Source organism: Lysobacter sp. CFH 32150, assembly GCF_022758295.1.
GTDB lineage: Bacteria > Pseudomonadota > Gammaproteobacteria > Xanthomonadales > Xanthomonadaceae > CFH-32150.
Window position 1 is genome coordinate 87,863 of sequence record NZ_JALDWJ010000009.1, and the last position, 17,877, is coordinate 105,739.

Here is a 17,877-nt window from a genome sequence, read left to right on the forward strand (position 1 = left end):
AATATGGCCGATCGGCTTGAAGTGCTGCTCGAGCGTTTCTCAGTGCGGGCCCAAATGTTTCATGCGGGGACGCTGTGCGGGATCAACGACCTGGCCCCGGAGGGCGATACCGGCCAGTTGCACCTGGTCAAGCGGGGCGCGGTCAGCGTGAGCCATCGCGGCGCAGAGGAGTTGCGGATCACCTCACCCAGCCTGCTGCTGTATCCGCGACCCCTGGCGCATCGTTTTGTCATGGACATGAAGGAGGGAGCCGAGCTCACCTGTGCCGACCTGCGATTCGAAGGTGGCAGCGCGAATCCGGTTGCGGCCACGCTGCCTGCGTTCGTTTGCCTTCCGCTGGAACAGCTCAAGGGATCGGGCGATGTGCTCGCACTGATCTTCGAAGAGGCCTTCGAGGAACGATGCGGGCGCAGGGCGCTGCTCGATCGCTTGTTCGAAGTGGTGCTGATCCAGATCCTGCGCCACCTGATGGATAGCGGGCAGACGCAGGTCGGGATGCTGGCCGGCCTGGCGCACCCGCGATTGCGGTTAGCGATGGTCGCCATGCATGAGCGGCCCGCGGAAGACTGGAGCCTGGAAAGGCTGGCGACGATTGCCGGCATGTCCCGAAGCGTTTTCGCGAATGCATTCCGCGAGACCGTGGGTTGCACGCCAGGTGTCTATCTCCAGCGATGGCGTGTTGCCCTGGTGCAGCAGGCGTTGCGGCAAGGACGTTCGCTGAAGCTCATCGCCGATGAGGTCGGCTATGGCAGCGAATCGGCGTTGTCGAGGTCCTTCAAGGCGACCTGCGGCCTCTCGCCCCGGGAATGGAAGCAGGCGCAGGAACCCAGGCGCTGATCGTCAAAGCCGCCGTAGCCGGCTAAGCACTTTTCCTGTCCGCAACCGTGCCAGGGGCCGACTGCGCTTCGACCACTGTCGCAACCGGGCAACGCGAGTGGCCTCCAACGCTGCATCGCGGCGATGCGTCGTGAAAATGCGTTCGGCTTCGGCGGCAGTCACGACGGCGTACGTGCATCGGTCGATCTCGACGACAAGTGCCTGCCAGCGTTTCGAGGGATTGGCATCCGATACGAATGCACGGCCATGGCGTCGCACTGGACCATGCATGCGCACGGCCTCCTGCGATGGCAGGAAGCAGTTCGGCACCAGCAGGAACTGCCCCGACTTCGCCTTGTAGATGATGATTTCCATTGGCGCGTCCCTTGACGCTGGAAATTCCCCGCATATCCCCAACGAGCAGCGCCATCCGCCACACGTCCGTGTCCGGAAAAAGCTACAGGCCCTTCCGTCTGCGACTCAATCGGGGAATTCACCTACGCCGACGCGCCCGATCGGCTCCCGGGCCATCAGAAAAATACGTCCCGGCCACCTCTCCCCCGAGTGCTAGCCGGCGTGGCCGCCGCGCGGACGACGTTGGCCACTTGGGAATTTGCGCTCTTTTGTCAGTGCCCCGCTGAAAATCGCATCAAGTCTTGCCCAACGCCATCCGATGCCTGAACCGTTCACGATTCCGGTCGGATTCCGCGCTTTGGCTCCTGCATTGCCGGATTCTGGATCGGCCCGAATACTCGATCCCACTCCGGATCCTCGCCGAAGCGCGCAGCAAGGAAATCGAGAAAGCTGCGCACGATCAGCGGCATCTGCCTTCGTGACGCATAGACGCCGTAGATGCCCATCGCGTCCAGTGCATAGGCCGGCAACACGACGGCAAGTGTTCCGGCAGCGATCAACGGTGCGACGAGATAAGTCGGCAGCATGGCAATGCCCGCATCCGCACGCACCGCCTGCAGCAGCACCGTCGCCTCGTTGGCGCTGATGTTGCCGCTGACCGCGACCGATGCCGTTTCGCCATCGCGTTGGAGATGCCACAGGCTCCTGCCGACGTAGTGGTGCGTCAGGCAGTTGTGCGTCGCCAGATCCTCCGGGCGCTGCGGAACACCATGCGCCGCGAGATAGGCCGGCGACGCGCACAGCACCGACCGGCACACCGAGAGTCTGCGCGCGATGAGGCCCGAATCGAGTTCGCCGCTGATCCGGATCGCCAGGTCGATGCGCTCCTCGACCAGGTTCACCGCACGGTCGATCAGCATCATGTCGACCGCGGTGCCGGGATAGCGCGCTACATAGTCCGCCACGGCCGCGGCCATGTGGCTGAGGCCAAACGAGGTACTGCACGTGATGCGGATCTGGCCATGCGGCGCAGCGTCCGGACTTGCCAGCGCTGCGCGCATGTCTTCGCCCAACTCCAGGATCGTGCGGCAACGTGCGAGTGCCGCTTCGCCGGCGGGGGTCAGGCTGAGGCGACGCGTGGTCCGGTGCAGGAGCCGGGCACCCAGCCAGTCCTCCAGCTCGGCCAGATAGCGCGACACCATCGCCCGCGACATGGACATCACGTCCGCCGCAGCGGTCAGGCTGCCGCGGTCAGCTACCTCGACGAACACGTTGATGGCGGTGATCCGATCCATTCGCTCGATCTGTGCAACAGTTATTCGACTTATACGCGGTTTTTCGCTGCGTTTCAGTGTCCTATCGTGATCGTGTCCAACCGAATCACGTCAGCCCAACCAGCGAATACCCATCAGGACCACGACCATGAAAAAACACGCGCTGAGCGCCGCCTGCGCAATCGCAGTTGCCGTTGGTTTCACCGCCTGCGCCGAGAAGGCGCCCACCTCCACGAATAGCGAGGCGACGACGCCCATGGCCACCGCACCCGTCACTCAACCGCTGAAGACCGAGACCTACAACCCCGGTGCAAACGGCATCTTCGAAGTCTCCTCGACGCTGGTCACCGGCGCGAACGACGCGGTGTTGATCGACGCGCAATTCTCCACCATCGATGCGCAGAAGCTGGTCGGCCTGATCAAGGCCTCCGGCAAGCGCCTGACCACGATCTACATCAGCCATGGCGATCCGGACTTCTATTTCGGCCTGGTGACGCTGACGACGGCTTTCCCCGAAGCGAAGGTGCTCGCCACACAGCAGACCATCGCGCACATCCAGGAAACCTCAGCCGGCAAATTGCAGTTCTGGGGCCCGAAGCTTGGCGCGGGCGCCCCCGGCAAAGTCGTGATTCCAGAACCGATCGAAGGCAACAAGATCGACTTGGAAGGAAACACGCTTGAGATCGTCGGTGTCGACGGCCCCACTCCCGATCGCACGTTCGTGTGGATTCCGTCGATCAAAACGGTGCTGGGAAGTATTGGTGTCTTCGCAGGCGAACACGTGTGGATGGCGGATACCCAAACGCCGCAGTCGCACGCCGATTGGTTGGCGACACTCGATCGCATCGCCGCACTGAAGCCCGACACCGTGATCCCGGGCCACTTCAAGCCGGGTTCGCCGCAGAACCTCGATGCGGTGCGTTTTACCGGCGATTACATCCGCGCCTTCGATGAGGAAACGGCAAAGGCCAAGAACTCCGGTGAACTGATCGCGGCGCTGAAGCAGCGCTATCCCGACGTCGGCGGCGTGCCTTCGCTGGAGCTGAGCGCCAAGGTCGCCAAGGGCGAGATGACATGGCCGTGATGGCCCCCGCCTGGCCATGCATGTCGCGGCCATGCAGCGAAGATGCACAACGCTGCAACGCGCCCTCGCGACAGAAGCCGCAAACAAGTAGTGCCTGATGCCAACAGAACAGGCCCCGGCATCGCGGGGCCTGTTCGTATCAGTGGCTGCTTGATCCAAGCGACGACACGCACCACAGGAGGCTCAATGAGCTATTGAGCCCGACCCGATCAGTCCAGATTGATCGACACGTTCATGTCATGGCCGGAATGCATACGGCCCGAACGTGGCGCCGATGAAGCCGCCGGCAACATCGGTGCTCAGCAGGCTGGCATCCAGTTCGGTCGCGAGCGGTTTCCACTGCCCGGGTTCCACCGCGTAGAAGACATCGAGGCGTGGGCCATCGAGCTGGAAGCGCAGCGACACCGGCTTATCGGAGGAGGGCAGATCCATGCTGGCTTGTCGTTTCCCAGTCGCGGGTTCGTCCTTGTTCGCGCGGCGATAGAGCGCCACCGCGGCACCATGCTCGCCCTGTTCCACACCGACGACGTAGTGGTGGGTTTCGTTCTGGAACAGCGCCAGCCCGACCAGTTCACCCGCAACCGGTTGATAAGGCGCGAGCGTCGCGGTCAGCGTCGCGCGATGGTGTTGCAGGCGATGCGCGAGGTAGGCCGGTTGTCCGCCGCCGCTGCCGTGTCCGCCCAGCGGCGTGGACGACGGCTTGACCTGCAGGCCGTCGGCTCCGGTCGCGAACCAGGCCTGTTTGGGTGGATGGATCGTCATCCACTGCGGTGGCAACTTGCCGGCGGTGAAGCGCTCGGTCCACTCGAAGGCACCACTGGTTGGCACCAGCTGCGGATCGCGCGGCAACGCGGGGCGCGCCAGCACCATCGGGACACGTTCGCCGCGCGGCAGGATCACGGGCCAACCATCGCGCCACGTGACCGGCAGCAGGAAGGTCTCGCGCCCCAGGTTGTACTGGTTGCCGCGGTAGGGACGCGTGGCGAGGAACACGGCCCACCACGATCCGTCCTTCAGTTCGATGAATTGCGCGTGTCCGGTGGAGGTGACCGGATTCGCGCGCGCAGGATCGAGATCGCGCTGCGTCAGTACGGGATTGCCCGACCAGGGTTCGTACGGACCGGCGACCTGCCGGCTGCGCCAGATCATCTGCGCGTGTTGTTCGCCGGTGCCGCCTTCGGCCGCGGTCAGGTAGTACCAGCCGTCACGCTTGAACAGGTGCGGACCTTCGACATGCTCCGGCTTGCTGGCCGGGTCGACGCCGCCATCGACCAGTACTTTGCGCGGGCCGACCATCTTCTTCGTCGCCACGTCGAACTGCTGCAGCCAGATCGCGCGATGCCCGTCGTAACGTAGCTTGCCTTCGGGCATGCCATTGTTGACCATCCACGCGCTGCCGTCGTCGTCGAAGAACAGCGAAGGATCGATGCCCTCGAACCCCAGCCACACCGGATCGGACCACGGGCCCGCCGGATCTTTCGCAGTGACGATAAAGTTGCCGCCGTCGCAGTAGAAGCACGTGTTGGCGATGTAGAACGTACCGTCGTGATGGCTGATCGACGCGGCGAACAAGCCGCGCGTCAGTTCGTCGTTGGCGTAGTTGAGCTGGCCGGGACGATCAATGGCGTTGCCGATCTGGTGCCACGACACCAGGTCGCGGCTGCGGAAGATCGGGAGGCCCGGGAAGTAACCGAAGGTGGAAGTGACGAGGTAGAAGTCGTCGCCCACGCGGATCGCGGAAGGATCCGGATAGAAGCCGGCGACGATCGGGTTGCGGTACTGCGTCGGCGCAACGGCAGGGCCGCCGTCATCGCCCGCATAACGGACTTCAGTGAACGTCACGTCGCCCGCTAATGCCGGCAGCGCGGCGATGCAGGCGGCTAGCGCCAGTGCAAATCGTTTCATTCGGAAGCCATTATGGTCGCGATCGTGGAGCTTCACCCGATAGGCCGGTCACGACCAATGAAGGATTTATCGCCGTCTATTCCAAAGACGAATGGGTGCAGATCCTGCGCGCTGTGCCTCAGCAGTCGACGGACTGGCCAGCCGCGTAGCGCAACCCGCGCCGCAACTGCGCCAGGAAATTCGGATCGTCGTAGAGCGCGGCATCGTGGCCCAGGCCGGTGTACCAGCTGCGTCCGCCTGCGAAGGCGTGGCACCAGGTGATCGGGTGATCCGCGCCCAGGGTGCCGCCCTCGTACAGGCGCTCGTCCACGGTGGCGACCACCTGCACCTGTCTGCGCGGGTTGCCGCGGTAGTTGTAGAGCTCATCGCGGATCGGCCACGCCGTGCCGACGGGCCGGCCGTTGCGCTCGGGCTGCACGCGGCTGGACTGCAGGCCCGGTGGATGCGACAGGAAGTACGCGCCGACCAGGCGGCCGTACCACGGCCAGTCGTACTCGGTGTCGGCCGCCGAATGCACGCCGACGAAACCACCGCCGCGACGCATGAAGTCTTCCAGCGCCTGCTGTTGCTTCGGGTCGAGCACGTCGCCAGTGGTGCTTGCAAACACCACCACGCGATAACGCGCAAGGTTGGCCGCGTTGAAGTCGCCGGCGTCCTCGCTGTGGTCGGCGACGAGGCCCGCTTCGGTCGCCAGCCGTTGCAGCGTCGCCACCGCGGTCGGAATCGAGTCATGCCGGTAGCCAGCCGTCCTGCTGAACACCAGTACGCGTTCCGCCGCGGCACCCGACGGAGCGGCATCTGCCATCAACGCGATGAGCAAGCAAAGCAATATCACGACATGTCGACGCATCTCCGGATTATGCCGAAAGAGGTGTCAGGAAGAGCGACGCACAGGTAACGTACCTGCTCGCCGTCACCATCGATGCTACGAGGAGCAAGACATTGATGCTCCACATCGCGTCGAGGTCGGCCAGGGTAGTTTTTGGATGTATATGTCGGTCATCCGCGCGATCAGGTGTGTTGTGTCGGTAAATCAGGAGTGCCATGGAATGCGGGGACTACGGAAGAGTGATTGAAACATTACATGCCTTGATCAGCGAATTGGAGCATGACCATTTGCTGCTCGAACCGAATCGATTGCGCCAGCGCATAGAAGCGCTGGATCGCCTTGAGAACTATCTTGCGTTCGTGCCTGGCGCGGATCTTCACGACAGGATGAAAACCCTGTGCGCTGACCTTGAAGCGGCCAACCAGCGGCTCTATCAGTCGATCCGTCAAGAAATACAACGTGGCATGGGCGCGGAGCGAATGCTTGAGTGGGCGCCCGCGGTCGGATCGAATGGGCACGCAGGGCAGCAGGTCGACGGCGAGAGTTACGACTATCTCGATACGCTACTCAGTGGCGTCCTGCAATTGGACGAGCCCGCGCCCGGAATTGCTGAGCTGGCCGCGGAGATGGTGTTCTATCAACCCACTCCGGCGCGCCACATTTTCGAGCTGATTGGCAGTGCCAAAATCGCCGAACGTGATGTGTTGATCGACCTTGGTTCCGGCCTGGGACATGTTCCATTACTTGCCGCCATCTGCACGGGTGCCCGTTGCATAGGCATTGAGTGGGAAGCGGCGTATGTGGATTGCGCACAGCGTTGCGCGAATGCACTGAACCTGGCCAATGTAACGTTCGTTCGGCAGGACGCGCGAGAAGCCGATCTGTCGATGGGGACCATGTTCTATCTGTACACGCCGTTCACAGGCGCGATGCTGAGGGATGTGTTGACCCGGCTGAGGCAGGAGGCTGTCACGCGCGAGATTCGCATTTGCACCCTCGGACCTTGCACCCCGATCATCGCTCGAGAGCCGTGGCTCGAGTACGTCAACGTGGCGAGTATCGATCAGCCCGCGTTGTTTCGCAGCGTCTAGATGTCCACTTGTGCGGACATTCTGCGCAGCGTCGGGGCGTTGGCCTATCCATAACTCACCTGATTTTCCCTGCTCAGAGTTGCCTTGACGGCGTCCGGAGGCTGCCTGAACATCGGTCGCATATCCCCTATTTGGGGCCTACTAGGCATCAGGCGACTTTGGACACTGAAATCATGGACCCAGTCTCAAAGTTTGAGTATGTGAAAGTCTTGTGGGTCTGGCTCATTCCTGTGCTGGTATTTGTGCTGCTGCTCATTCCAAGACCTCGTCGGTTCTGGCTTCGGTGCCTGATCGCCATATTCGCTGGCTGGCTGTGCACTGTCCTGTTCACCACCCTTGTCTATATCCCGTCCGGCATAGCGGCTGGTCACGCTTTGGGACAGCATTTCCCGGAAGGGCGCTATGACAACAACACTTCTGGTATCGCGATCCTTTTTGGGTGGGTCTGTCCGGCGATGCTCGTGGCGGCTTTTGCTGGTGTTCGCTTTGGGTGGCAGCGCCTTCGTCGACACGGCACCTAACAATTCATTCAAGCCGGTTCGCGGCTCGGCTTGATTCAGCAGGTCGGAAATCTGCTCCCGGGTCTCGCCCGGCGCGATAGACGGCAGCCTGCTAGGATCGTTTGCGCCGGTATGTCGCGCCGCAACCACTCAATGGGGATCATGCATGAAGCTCGGAATATTCCGCTGGCTGGCGATTGTATCGTGGCTTGCCTGCGCCACCGTTCTGGCAGCTGAAAAAGACGAAGCGCCGGAACTGTTCGCACAGACCGAGCGCTACAACATCGACTACACGGTCAATGCCGACGGGTCCTTCATCGAGAGCCGCGAATGGGCAGTGAAGGTGTTGAAGGAGCAGGCGGTCGAGTACCTGAAACGGACCTCGATCAGCTACAGCACCAGCATCCAGAAGGCCGATGTGATCGCCGCCTACACGCTGAAGGCGGATGGTCGCCGCATCGACGTGCCGGAATCGAACTTCCAGGTCCAGACCAACGGCGGCAAGGGTGACGGCGGGCCGGCGTTCTCCGACGTCACCACCATGGCCGTGGTGTTTCCCGACGTAGAGGTCAACGACACCGTGGTGCTGTCCTACAAGCTGACTGGCAGCAAGCCGATGTTCGACGGGCATTTCTCGACCGTTGAGAGCTTCAGCACCTCCACCTACTACGGCGATGTGCGCATCAAGATCGATGCACCGGCATCGCTATGGACGCAACACCGCGCCTGGCAGCTGAAGGAAGTACGCAACGAACAGAAAGCCGACCGCAAGGTCGTCGAATGGTCCTGGCAGAATCGCAACCCGGTGAAGAGCAAGCGCAAGGACTGGTCGGTCTACGATATCGAACAGTCGCCAGGCTTTGCCTTTTCCACCTTCCGCGACTACGCCAGCATTGCCGATGCCTACGGCTTGCGCGCGCAGCCCAAGGCTGCGGTGACGCCGCGCATCCAGAAACTGGCCGACGAGGTCGCGGCCGGAAAAAAGGAACCACGTGACATTGCGCGCGCGCTGTACGACTGGGTTGCCACCAACATCACCTATGCCGGCAACTGCATCGGCCTGGGTGCGGTGGTGCCGCGCGATACCGATTTCGTACTCGACAACCGCATGGGCGACTGCAAGGACCATGCAACCCTGCTGCAAGCGCTGCTGACCGCCAAGGGCGTCACCAGCCAGCAAGCCCTCATCAACGCAGGCAACTCCTACACGCTGCCCAAGGTCCCGGTGGTGTCGATGGTGAACCACGTCATCACCTATATCCCCAGCCTGGACCTCTACCTGGACTCCACGTCCTCGGAGACACCGTTCGGGATGTTGCCGCCCAACAGCGCGGGCAAGCCGGTGCTTCTGGTCAACGGATATCGTGAAGGCACACGCACTCCGGCAATGCCGTTGGGCAGTAACCGCCAGCGCATGACGACGACGCTCAAGATTCAGGCCGACGGGTCGGTCACGGCGCAAGTGGATGTCGCGGTGGAGGGAATGTTCGCGAGTGCATCGCGCGCCGGCTTCCGTAATGTCACGGACGAGCAGCGCAAGGAAATGGTCAAGAACTACTTCCAGGCGATTGGCCACGAGGCCAGCGGCGGCATCGAATGGGATGACGCCAAGGCCTTGCTGGACAGGCATCGCTATGCCGCGCAGTTCGAAGTCAAAGACATGTTGCCGGTACCGGGCGCGTTCCCGATCCAGCCCATGTTTTTCAGCATTGGAAGTGTCATGGCATTTGCGGCGCAGGCATCGGACGAAGTCGAGGGGCAGTTCGATACCGCATGCGGCAGTGGATACTCGGAGGAGGAATACACCTACGAATTCGCCAAGGACCTCAAAGTGCTTGCGGTGCCGCCGAATCTGTCGCTGTCGAACGATACGTTGAGCTACGCTGCAACCTATGAGCTGAAGGACAACGTGCTCAAGGTCAGGCGAGTACTTGATGACCGCACGCCTGGTCCAATCTGCACCCCTGAATTCAACGCCCGGTACGATGCATTCATGAAGAAAGTGTTGTCGAACCTCAAGGCACAGGTTGTCTACGGGACGGAGTGAGAGGACGCACTGACAGGACCGAGTGCCTCATGTCGAACATCACCCGCAGAACTCTCTTCAAGGCCTTGGCGGCAGGAGCGGTGGTATCGCCATTGCCCTTGCTGTCAGAAGCGCGGCCGCCAGCATCGGAATGTGGCCCGATCACCCCACGATGGGGGAAGGGAATAGAAGGGCAGCGCAAGGCGGATCTGGGGGACGGCACTTACCTCAACCCCATCGTCGCCGGCGACCATCCGGATCCGACCATCCTCAAGGATGGCGACGATTACTACATGACGTTCTCGTCGTTCTATTCCTATCCAGGCCTGGTGATCTGGCATTCGACCGACCTGGTCAACTGGGCGCCCATCGGCGCGGCATTGCGAAAGCAACTCGGGACGATCTGGGCGGTCGACCTGTGCAAGCACGGCGACCGCTACTACATCTACCTTCCCGCCAATCCCGACGACAAACGCTGGTCGATCTACGCGATCTGGGCCGACGACATCCGCGGGCCCTGGAGCGAACCGGTCGATCTCAAGATCTTCGACTGCATCGATCCGGGCCATGTCGTCGGCGAAGACGGCAAGCGCTATCTCTTCGTCAACGGCATCCGCAGGATCCGGCTCACCGACGACGGGCTCGCGACGGATGGCGCGCTCGAGCCTGCCTACAGTCCATGGCGGTATCCCGACGACTGGATCGTCGAGAACTTCGCACCGGAAGGTCCGAAGTTGCTCCGCCACAACGACTGGTTCTATCTGATCACCGCGGTAGGCGGCACGGCCGGGCCGCCGACGGGTCACATGGTGATTGCAGCCCGATCAAGATCGGTGCATGGACCTTGGGAACATTGTCCGCACAATCCTTTGGTACGCACGCTGTCGGCATCCGAGCCCTGGTGGTCGCGAGGACACGCTTCGCTGGTGGAAGGTCCCGCCGGCGACTGGTGGATGGTCTACCACGCTTACGAAAATGGCTTCAGGACGCTGGGCCGCCAGACCCTGCTGGAGCCCATCGAGTGGACGTCAGACGGCTGGTTTCGCGCCAAGGGCGGTGACCTGTCCAAGCCCATTCGCAAGCCGGCTAAGGGCAAGACGAGCTCTGCTGGGTTCGCGTTGTCGGATGACTTTTCCACCGACCGCTTCGGCATCCAGTGGGCGTTCCACGACCCCAGTTCCGATGAGATGAAGCGCGTCGTGCGCACAGGCAATGCACTGAAACTGGCGGCGGTGGGAACTTCGCCAGCGGACAGCTCGCCGTTGGCCTTCATCGTGCCGGACCGCGCCTACCAGGTGGAAGTCACGCTGGAACTCGATAGCGACGCTGAAGGTGGCCTGTTGTTGTTCTACAACCACAAGGCCTTCGTGGGCGTGGGCTTCGCGCGCGACACGATCAAGACGTTCCAGTACGCGGAAGAACAGGTCTGGGGGCGAGTTCCGATCGCGAATCGGCGCGTGCGCGTGCGGCTCACCAACGACCAGCACATCGTCACCTACGAGTACTCCCACGACGATGGTCGCTCATGGCGACTGCATCCCACGCGCATGGAAGTCTCCGGCCTGCACCACAACGTCTTTGGTGGTTTCCTGAGCCTGAAGGTCGGTGTCTACAGTGCGGGTAGTGGCGGAGTCGTGCTGAGGGACCTCCGTTACCGTGTGATCGAACGATCATGACCCTCTGATGCAGCGATGGGTTCGCTGACGTGTCGACGCTACTCCTCGATCTCCCCGCCGATGGAACGCAGATGTTGTCGGAACGTGATGTCCGCACCCGAGTTCCGTGCCGCGAGGTACTCGTCGAAGTGGCAAAGCTTCCTGAGCGTTGTGTCGAAGTGCATGCGGGCCGCCTGATGGCGTTCGGTGTCGCGGATGCTGGCGGCCACTTCGGCGACCTCGCCAGCACGGGCTAGCGGAACAAACAGGACGCCATCGTCGTCACCGAGCACGAAGTCGTCGGCGGTGACCATGTGCTGGCCGCAGGTGGCGGAGGAAAGCGCATGGGATTCTTGTCTGTCCAGTCGCTGCGGGCCGACCGGCAGGACGCCGAGGCTGAAGATTGGCAGGCGTATCGTCCGCAGTTCGGCGGTATCGCGGTGCAATCCCCAGATGACGATCCCCGACAAACCTGCGCGGCTTGCTTCCAGCGTCACCAGGTCTCCGACGCAGGCCTCATCCTGACGGCCTTCGTTGTCGACGATGAGAACATCGCCAGGAGCCGCTCGATCGATGGCTTCCAGAAATACATCGACGCTGCCGTAGTGCCGTGCGGGGCAGACACGACCGGCCAAGTGCGTGTTATTCCACAAGGGACGCATGCCGGTAGGCGCGCAGCGAACCGGGATGCCGAGCCGCATGCACGCATCGGCAACATGCGGTGTCGTGAGGTCGAGGTAGGTTCGTTGAAGCTTTACGGATTCCATGCTGTGTCCTCGGAATGCGGCGGAGCAAGTAGATGTGGAGCGTCGGCGTCAGCGCGAGTCGGGCTTCGCCTGCAAACAGATCAGCGTCTGCTGTCCCAATGCAACGAGGGTTCGCTCGCCCCCTGCCACGGCGAACACTTCGAGCTGGCAAGCGGTCAGGGTTCGCCCCGATCGCACTACGGATCCAATCGCTTCCAGATGGTCGCCCTGTGCAGGCGCCAGCAGGTTGATCTTGTATTCGACCGTCAGGACCGAGCTGCCAGCCGGGAACAGAGTGAGCCCCGCGTATCCTCCGGCCGAATCCGCGATGGCGCTCGTGGCACCAGCGTGGAAGAAACCGTTCTGCTGCGTGAGTTCATCGCGGAACAGCAACCGGATCACGACGCGCCCCGGCGCGACGTCGGCCAGCTCAGCGCCCAGGTGCGCCATGAGCCCCTGCAAAGCGAAGCTGGAGCGAACCCGCTCCAAGGCTTGCGATTCGGAGTCGCTCCGTTGATTCGAAGATTTCGTCATGGCGCTTGCCTGTAAAGATGTTGGTGCTTCAGCTGCCGAGTCGCTCAGCGAGCAGGATCACGGCGATCGCGATCATTGCACCGCCAGAGAACCGGCTGACGGCCTGGGCGGCTCGTGGGCGTGAGCGCAATACGGCCTGCGATCCGAACCCAACGAGGAGATAGACCACACCGCAACTCAGGATGTGGACCAGTCCCAGGGCCATGACTTGCGCCGGAATGGACCAACCGGCTGTCGGATCGGTGAACTGCGGCAGCAATGCCAAGAACAGCAGGAAGACTTTGGGATTGAGGCCGCTCACGCAGGCGCCTTTTGCCAGCCATCGAATCCATGGTCCCGATTCCTGGTCTGTTCCGGCGCTCGGCACGGGCGGGTGGGCGAGCATGCTGATGCCGAGCCACAGAAGATAGGCTGCTCCGGTCACGGTGAGCATCGTCAATGCGATCGGGATGCTGGCGACGAGGGCACCCACGCCGGCGGCTACGACTATGGTCGCCGCCAAATGTCCGAACAGCAGTCCGGTCACAGCGGGCGTGACCACGCGTCCACGCATGCCCGCGGAGATCGCGTAGGCCCAGTCCGCACCGGGCGTGATCACGAACAGAAGCGACACCGCCCAGAAGGCGGCCAAAGTGCCCAGCATCATGGCTTCATCCACCCCTTCTCCCGTCAGGCAGAAGAGCCCGCCGGCCCTGTGGCAGGCAGAATATTCCTGATACTCAGCGATGTGCTTCCAATTATTTGCCATGCAAGCTAAGAATTGGCAAAAATATGTCCATATGGACGCCACAGATAGAAAAATCCTTGCTGAACTGCAGTCAGACGGGCGACTTTCGGTCACGGAGCTGGCCGAACGCGTCAACCTCAGCGTCTCGCCTTGTCATCGTCGACTCCGAGCCTTGGAGCAGTCCGGCGCCATCAAGCGCTACCGCGCTCAGCTCGACCCCGGTGCGCTTGGCCTGAACTTCTCAGCGATCGTTTTCGTCACGCTACGCGAGGGCGATCGCCAGGCCGTCGAAGCATTCGAGGCCGCGGTCGCGGAAGTGTCCCAGGTGATCCAGGCGCAACGGCTCTTTGGCGATCCGGATTATCTCCTCCACGTCATCGCTCGTGACCTGCCAGCCTTCCAGCTTCTCTACGACGAGCGCTTGTCTACGCTGCCCGGCGTCCAGCGACTCACCTCCACGCTCGTCATGAAGAGCGTCGTTGAAGACCGACCTCTTCCGTTGAGCGCAAAGTAGGAAAGCCCTCCAGATTTGCGCACGTCCGCTCTTGGCCGGATGCAGCCGGTCATCGAAACCGGCAGTGACTCAAGGCGGAATCTGATCGGCCGCTGTTTACGAAAGTCCCTGGGCAGCGACACGCAGAATGGTCGCACGCGCCTGTCGGCCTTCTGGTGTCGGCAGCACTGCATAGTTGTGTGGTTGACCCTGTCGTAGATGTAGCTCGATCGGCACGCCCGCCGCCCGCGCCTTCGCGGCCAGTTCGATGCTGTCCGGATAAAGAAGGTCGAGCGTGCCGGAGAACACGATCATCGGCGCCAGTCCGCGGAAATCGCCATTCAATGGACTGACATACGGATGGGCGACATCCAAGTCGCCCGCATAGAGACGCGCCGCTTCGAGGATGCCGGGAATGGCCTGCATGGGGTCACGAGCGGCGATCGCCATGTGCTCTGGCTGGCTGAGCGCAGCATCCAGCGCGGGCGAAATCAGCACCAGGCGGTCCGGTTGCCGAGATCCGGCGTCCCGTAACCATTGCGCTGTCGCCAGTCCCAATCCGGCACCCGCAGAATTGCCGATCACCGTGACCTTCGCAGGCGCGGCATCTTCCAGAAGCTTGCGCAACAAGTCGCCCATGGCCGGCACGACGTCCTTCGCGGTGGCACCGGGAGCCAGCGGATAGATGGGAACGACGCAACGGACGCCAGCATTACGGGTCAGGTCACCGATGAAGCGCCAATGCGCGCGAACGATCTCGTTGATATAGCCGCCGCCATGCAGGAACACCACGTAGTGGCCCACATCGGGATTTGCAGACGGCGCCGTGTAGTAGACAGGCCATCCCGCGACGTTCTTCAACGTTACCTCGACACCTCGACCCAGACCTGTCGGTCCATAGGGGGCCGGCCGCAGTGCCAGTCTGCGCACGTGCTCTTGCACGGCCGCAGCGGACGCCGTTTGCTTCTTGATGGGAAGAAGCCGTAGAAGACCATTGATGCAGCGACTCTGCCAGCTCGGTCCGGCATCGTCCGACAGCAACCCCTGTGTCCTTCCATCCTCTCGAACCTGCGGTGCTGTTGCGGTCTTCCCAACGCTCATGACTACTCCGGCTTGGATGCGAGTGCGGATTTCTTCGTCGACTCGGCAAGCAATGTCACTTGTCCATTTGTCGCCGTCTGGAAATACAATGCGAGCAATAGCTCTCATTTTCCACTCGCATTCGGCACGCAGGAGAAGAATGGCGCGCAAGCCACTTACCAAACCTAGAAAGCACGCCTCTCAAGAGAGGTCGCGCGCGACGGTTGACGCGCTGATTGAAGCGACAGCTCGCATTCTGGTCAGGGAAGGCTTCGACAAAGCGAGCACCAACCGCATCGCTGAAAAGGCGGGCGTGAGCATTGGTTCGCTTTACCAGTACTTCCCTGGCAAAGAGGCGCTCGTTGCCGCCGTCATCGATCGGCACAATCAGGACATCATGCAGGTGGTCCGTCGCGCACTGGCGGAGGTGGCCTCGCAGCCGGTTGAGAAAGCGGTGCGCAGGCTCGTAAGCGTGGCGATCGAGGCGCATCGCATCGACCCCAAGCTGCATCGCGTCCTGGCAGAGCAGATTCCGCGCACGGGGCGTTTTGAGCATGTAGAGGCATTCAATCGCGAGGCCTATGCGCTCTTCATTGCCTATCTTGAGGACCACCGCAGCGAACTTCGCGCGATCGACCTGGAGCTTGCGGCATTCGTGTGCGCGAACTCGATAGAAGCGGTGGCCCATACTGCGGTTCTGCACCACCCCGAAATGCTCTCGAATGAAGCGGTTGGAAAGCTCGTCGACGAGACCACGCGCATGGTAGTCGGATATCTGCAGTAGTCGCCTGCACCGAGCGAGACGACGCTCGTGCCTGCGAGAATGCGAGTAGTCGCATCCAGCAGCTTCTCCATCGTTGGATTGCGCGCGCCATCAGATGCAGATTGCGAATACGAGTAGACGATGCGAGCGATGGCTCGCAAGCTGCTCGGCATGCAATCGACCTCACGCAACCACAGGCTTGATGACCCAGCCGCCCGGGCAGGAGCGTTACGCCCGCCTTTCCCTTTCTGGGCCTCCACGATCTAGTTGTCCGGCATTTGAGTCGCGACCGGACCTGGCGATCGGCATTTTCAAGCTACAAACACGCAGCAGGATGGCTGATGCACCCAGTTGCCGGCCTTGCCGATGGTCACGGCATGTCGACCCGCTATGTGTTCCGCTGAGCTAACAGGAGACAAGAGCGGTTCACACCATGCGCCAGCTTTCCTACTCCGTCGCTTCCTGCTTGTTCATCTGCTTTGCGTCGAGCGTAACGTCGACTGCGCGCGCACAGCATTCGCAACATCCACCAACGCCACAGTCATCGACGCCGCCATCGGGCACGCAGCAGTCGCAGCCATCGGAGTATCTACAACCCCAACCTGCGCCTGTTCCTCAGCCAGAGCCATCTTCGGAAGAGGAAACGTCTCGCTATCTGCAACCCTCGCAGCAACCTGCTGAAACACACCCGGACCACCCCTCGGCACATCCGGTGGTTGATCAAGCTCATGCCGGACATGGGGAGCAGCCCGTCCATGGCGGCGAGATGATGGGCTTACTCGGTCCGTATCCCATGTCACGCGAGGCCTCCGGCACCAGTTGGCAGCCAGAAGCGACACCAATGGGTGGGAAGCATTTCACGCGTGGCGATTGGAACCTGATGACGCACGGCTTTGCCAATGTCGCCTACGACCATCAGCCCGGCCCACGTGGCGATGATGATGTGTTTGCAGCCAGCATGGGCATGTTGATGGGCCATCGGATGGTGGGCGCAGGCACGTTCGGCTGGCGCGCGATGGTATCGCTGGACCCGATCTTGATTGGCAAGAAGGGCTACCCGCTGCTGCTGCAGACCGGCGAAACGGCTGATGGCCTGACGCCTTTGATCGATCACCAACATCCACACGATCTGTTTATGGAGTTGGCGGTCAGTTACAGCAGGCCGCTGGCCGCGAATAACGCCTGGTTCGTCTATTTTGGCCTGCCTGGTGAACCGGCATTGGCCCCCCCGGCGTTCATGCATCGCTTTTCCGGTGTCGATAATCCTGAAGCGCCGTTGGGACATCACTGGCTTGATTCCTCCCATATCACTTTCGGTGTACTCACTGGTGGCTACGTGCATGGCAATTGGAAGATCGAGGCGTCGGTCTTCAATGGCCGCGAGCCTGACCAGGACCGTTATGACATCGAATTACACTCGCTCGATTCCACTGCCGTCCGTGTGAGCTACAACCCGACGCCGAATTGGGCGCTGCAAATCAGTCGTGCGCGCTTGAACGAACCCGAACAACTCGAACCAGACGTCGATATCGACCGCACCACAGCCTCTGTGGCTTATCACCGCGAAATTGCGGACGGCGATTGGCAAGCCATGCTGGCCTGGGGTCGCAACAAGAAGAATCCTGGTCTCACCACCGATGCCTGGTTGTTGGAATCGGCTTTGCACCTGGCACCGGCTTGGACGCTATTCGGCCGCTTTGAATCCGGCGAGAAAGATGAGCTGTTCGCTGACGATTCGCCACGGCACGGGCAGATGTTTCAGGTCGACAAGCTCAGCATCGGCGCAGTGCGCGATTTCAGTGCCACCCGCTTCGGTACTTTCGGCGTCGGTGTGGTCATCAGCCAGCACGTCCTGCCAGCGGGCTTGGACGAGGTTTATGGTGGCGATCCGCTATCGACCATGGTGTTCCTGCGCTGGAAACTCGAAGACGCCATGCAACACCACTCAGAGACTCCACCAGCGAACGTGGCGGCGCCAGAGAAGCGTCACTAATAAGCGG

Annotated in this window: 18 protein-coding genes; 9 read left to right on the forward strand and 9 right to left on the reverse strand. The window is 61.8% G+C overall.

What is annotated here, in order from left to right; translation table 11 throughout:
• Nucleotides 1-3 precede the first annotated feature (3 nt).
• A complete protein-coding gene (locus MO486_RS13190) occupies nt 4-837 on the forward strand; it encodes an AraC family transcriptional regulator (RefSeq protein WP_242908529.1) in 834 nt (277 codons plus the stop codon).
• Between the two features lie 3 nt (nt 838-840).
• Here the strand turns inward: MO486_RS13190 and MO486_RS13195 are convergent, their stop codons facing one another.
• The 3 genes from MO486_RS13195 to MO486_RS13205 all read right to left on the reverse strand — a co-directional run bounded on the left by MO486_RS13195 (nt 841) and on the right by MO486_RS13205 (nt 2,702).
• On the reverse strand, nt 841-1,191 hold the full coding sequence (locus tag MO486_RS13195) for a hypothetical protein (RefSeq protein ID WP_242908531.1): 351 nt from the start codon (nt 1,189-1,191) through the stop codon (nt 841-843).
• Nucleotides 1,192-1,502: 311 nt separating this feature from the next.
• Nucleotides 1,503-2,465: a LysR family transcriptional regulator gene (locus MO486_RS13200; RefSeq protein WP_242908533.1), complete on the reverse strand. Its 963-nt coding sequence runs from the start codon at nt 2,463-2,465 to the stop codon at nt 1,503-1,505.
• A 90-nt stretch (nt 2,466-2,555) separates the two neighbouring features.
• The gene (locus MO486_RS13205) at nt 2,556-2,702 is read right to left on the reverse strand and encodes a hypothetical protein (protein WP_242908535.1); all 147 of its coding nucleotides are present in this window, start codon (nt 2,700-2,702) and stop codon (nt 2,556-2,558) included.
• On the opposite strand from MO486_RS13205, the gene MO486_RS13210 reads away from it, so the two are divergent.
• Nucleotides 2,701-3,528 (forward strand): MBL fold metallo-hydrolase, encoded by an 828-nt coding sequence (locus tag MO486_RS13210; protein ID WP_242908537.1) that lies wholly within the window; start codon nt 2,701-2,703, stop codon nt 3,526-3,528. The two genes, MO486_RS13205 and MO486_RS13210, sit on opposite strands and share 2 nt — an antisense overlap.
• A 237-nt stretch (nt 3,529-3,765) precedes the next feature.
• Here MO486_RS13210 and MO486_RS13215 read toward each other — a convergent pair whose 3' ends face one another.
• Nucleotides 3,766-5,433 carry a glycoside hydrolase family 43 protein gene (locus MO486_RS13215; protein ID WP_242908539.1) on the reverse strand — a complete coding sequence of 556 codons (1,668 nt, stop codon included), beginning with the start codon at nt 5,431-5,433 and terminating at the stop codon, nt 3,766-3,768.
• A gap of 118 nt (nt 5,434-5,551) precedes the next feature.
• A complete protein-coding gene (locus tag MO486_RS13220) occupies nt 5,552-6,238 on the reverse strand; it encodes a ThuA domain-containing protein (RefSeq protein ID WP_242908541.1) in 687 nt (228 codons plus the stop codon).
• A gap of 239 nt (nt 6,239-6,477) precedes the next feature.
• Between MO486_RS13220 and MO486_RS13225 the strand changes: the two genes are divergently transcribed.
• The 4 genes from MO486_RS13225 to MO486_RS13240 all read left to right on the forward strand — a co-directional run bounded on the left by MO486_RS13225 (nt 6,478) and on the right by MO486_RS13240 (nt 11,555).
• Entirely contained in the window at nt 6,478-7,353 is an 876-nt protein-coding gene (locus MO486_RS13225) for a class I SAM-dependent methyltransferase (protein WP_242908543.1), read from the forward strand.
• A gap of 173 nt (nt 7,354-7,526) precedes the next feature.
• Complete coding sequence (locus tag MO486_RS13230; RefSeq protein WP_242908545.1) at nt 7,527-7,874, forward strand: hypothetical protein; 348 nt, start codon at nt 7,527-7,529, stop codon at nt 7,872-7,874.
• Nucleotides 7,875-8,019: 145 nt separating this feature from the next.
• A complete protein-coding gene (locus tag MO486_RS13235; protein ID WP_242908547.1) occupies nt 8,020-9,900 on the forward strand; it encodes a DUF3857 domain-containing protein in 1,881 nt (626 codons plus the stop codon).
• Between the two features lie 29 nt (nt 9,901-9,929).
• Nucleotides 9,930-11,555, forward strand: coding sequence for a family 43 glycosylhydrolase (locus MO486_RS13240; RefSeq protein WP_242908549.1), 1,626 nt, complete (start codon nt 9,930-9,932; stop codon nt 11,553-11,555).
• 38 nt (nt 11,556-11,593) lie between these two features.
• On the opposite strand, the gene MO486_RS13245 is transcribed toward MO486_RS13240, so the two are convergent.
• The 3 genes from MO486_RS13245 to MO486_RS13255 all read right to left on the reverse strand — a co-directional run bounded on the left by MO486_RS13245 (nt 11,594) and on the right by MO486_RS13255 (nt 13,562).
• Nucleotides 11,594-12,301 (reverse strand): RraA family protein, encoded by a 708-nt coding sequence (locus MO486_RS13245; RefSeq protein ID WP_242908555.1) that lies wholly within the window; start codon nt 12,299-12,301, stop codon nt 11,594-11,596.
• 48 nt (nt 12,302-12,349) lie between these two features.
• Entirely contained in the window at nt 12,350-12,730 is a 381-nt protein-coding gene (locus MO486_RS13250; RefSeq protein WP_242908557.1) for a PaaI family thioesterase, read from the reverse strand.
• 112 nt (nt 12,731-12,842) lie between these two features.
• Nucleotides 12,843-13,562, reverse strand: a complete 720-nt coding sequence (locus MO486_RS13255) for a LysE family translocator (protein WP_242908559.1) — start codon at nt 13,560-13,562, stop codon at nt 12,843-12,845.
• Between MO486_RS13255 and MO486_RS13260 the strand changes: the two genes are divergently transcribed.
• Nucleotides 13,561-14,055, forward strand: a complete 495-nt coding sequence (locus MO486_RS13260; protein WP_242908561.1) for an Lrp/AsnC family transcriptional regulator — start codon at nt 13,561-13,563, stop codon at nt 14,053-14,055. The genes MO486_RS13255 and MO486_RS13260 overlap by 2 nt on opposite strands.
• A 96-nt stretch (nt 14,056-14,151) precedes the next feature.
• Here MO486_RS13260 and MO486_RS13265 read toward each other — a convergent pair whose 3' ends face one another.
• A complete protein-coding gene (locus MO486_RS13265; protein WP_242908563.1) occupies nt 14,152-15,135 on the reverse strand; it encodes an alpha/beta hydrolase in 984 nt (327 codons plus the stop codon).
• Nucleotides 15,136-15,274: 139 nt separating this feature from the next.
• On the opposite strand from MO486_RS13265, the gene MO486_RS13270 reads away from it, so the two are divergent.
• Together MO486_RS13270 and MO486_RS13275 are read left to right on the forward strand one after the other, a co-directional pair.
• The gene (locus MO486_RS13270; RefSeq protein ID WP_242908565.1) at nt 15,275-15,898 is read left to right on the forward strand and encodes a TetR/AcrR family transcriptional regulator; all 624 of its coding nucleotides are present in this window, start codon (nt 15,275-15,277) and stop codon (nt 15,896-15,898) included.
• A 412-nt stretch (nt 15,899-16,310) separates the two neighbouring features.
• Nucleotides 16,311-17,870, forward strand: a complete 1,560-nt coding sequence (locus tag MO486_RS13275) for a hypothetical protein (protein WP_242908567.1) — start codon at nt 16,311-16,313, stop codon at nt 17,868-17,870.
• Nucleotides 17,871-17,877: the final 7 nt, after the last annotated feature.

What these genes read in the sequence shown, in the direction of transcription:
- MO486_RS13215 (WP_242908539.1), bottom strand. Translation starts at nt 5,433, where the DNA reads ATGAAACGATTTGCACTGGCGCTAGCCGCCTGCATCGCCGCGCTGCCG.
- MO486_RS13250 (WP_242908557.1), bottom strand. Translation starts at nt 12,730, where the DNA reads ATGGCGCACCTGGGCGCTGAGCTGGCCGACGTCGCGCCGGGGCGCGTC.
- MO486_RS13205 (WP_242908535.1), bottom strand. Translation starts at nt 2,702, where the DNA reads ATGGGCGTCGTCGCCTCGCTATTCGTGGAGGTGGGCGCCTTCTCGGCG.
- MO486_RS13240 (WP_242908549.1), top strand. Translation starts at nt 9,930, where the DNA reads ATGTCGAACATCACCCGCAGAACTCTCTTCAAGGCCTTGGCGGCAGGA.
- MO486_RS13200 (WP_242908533.1), bottom strand. Translation starts at nt 2,465, where the DNA reads ATGGATCGGATCACCGCCATCAACGTGTTCGTCGAGGTAGCTGACCGC.
- MO486_RS13270 (WP_242908565.1), top strand. Translation starts at nt 15,275, where the DNA reads ATGGCGCGCAAGCCACTTACCAAACCTAGAAAGCACGCCTCTCAAGAG.
- MO486_RS13245 (WP_242908555.1), bottom strand. Translation starts at nt 12,301, where the DNA reads ATGGAATCCGTAAAGCTTCAACGAACCTACCTCGACCTCACGACACCG.
- MO486_RS13195 (WP_242908531.1), bottom strand. Translation starts at nt 1,191, where the DNA reads ATGGAAATCATCATCTACAAGGCGAAGTCGGGGCAGTTCCTGCTGGTG.
- MO486_RS13265 (WP_242908563.1), bottom strand. Translation starts at nt 15,135, where the DNA reads ATGAGCGTTGGGAAGACCGCAACAGCACCGCAGGTTCGAGAGGATGGA.
- MO486_RS13255 (WP_242908559.1), bottom strand. Translation starts at nt 13,562, where the DNA reads ATGGCAAATAATTGGAAGCACATCGCTGAGTATCAGGAATATTCTGCC.
- MO486_RS13220 (WP_242908541.1), bottom strand. Translation starts at nt 6,238, where the DNA reads ATGGCAGATGCCGCTCCGTCGGGTGCCGCGGCGGAACGCGTACTGGTG.
- MO486_RS13225 (WP_242908543.1), top strand. Translation starts at nt 6,478, where the DNA reads ATGGAATGCGGGGACTACGGAAGAGTGATTGAAACATTACATGCCTTG.
- MO486_RS13190 (WP_242908529.1), top strand. Translation starts at nt 4, where the DNA reads ATGGCCGATCGGCTTGAAGTGCTGCTCGAGCGTTTCTCAGTGCGGGCC.
- MO486_RS13260 (WP_242908561.1), top strand. Translation starts at nt 13,561, where the DNA reads ATGCAAGCTAAGAATTGGCAAAAATATGTCCATATGGACGCCACAGAT.
- MO486_RS13210 (WP_242908537.1), top strand. Translation starts at nt 2,701, where the DNA reads ATGGCCACCGCACCCGTCACTCAACCGCTGAAGACCGAGACCTACAAC.
- MO486_RS13275 (WP_242908567.1), top strand. Translation starts at nt 16,311, where the DNA reads ATGCGCCAGCTTTCCTACTCCGTCGCTTCCTGCTTGTTCATCTGCTTT.
- MO486_RS13235 (WP_242908547.1), top strand. Translation starts at nt 8,020, where the DNA reads ATGAAGCTCGGAATATTCCGCTGGCTGGCGATTGTATCGTGGCTTGCC.
- MO486_RS13230 (WP_242908545.1), top strand. Translation starts at nt 7,527, where the DNA reads ATGGACCCAGTCTCAAAGTTTGAGTATGTGAAAGTCTTGTGGGTCTGG.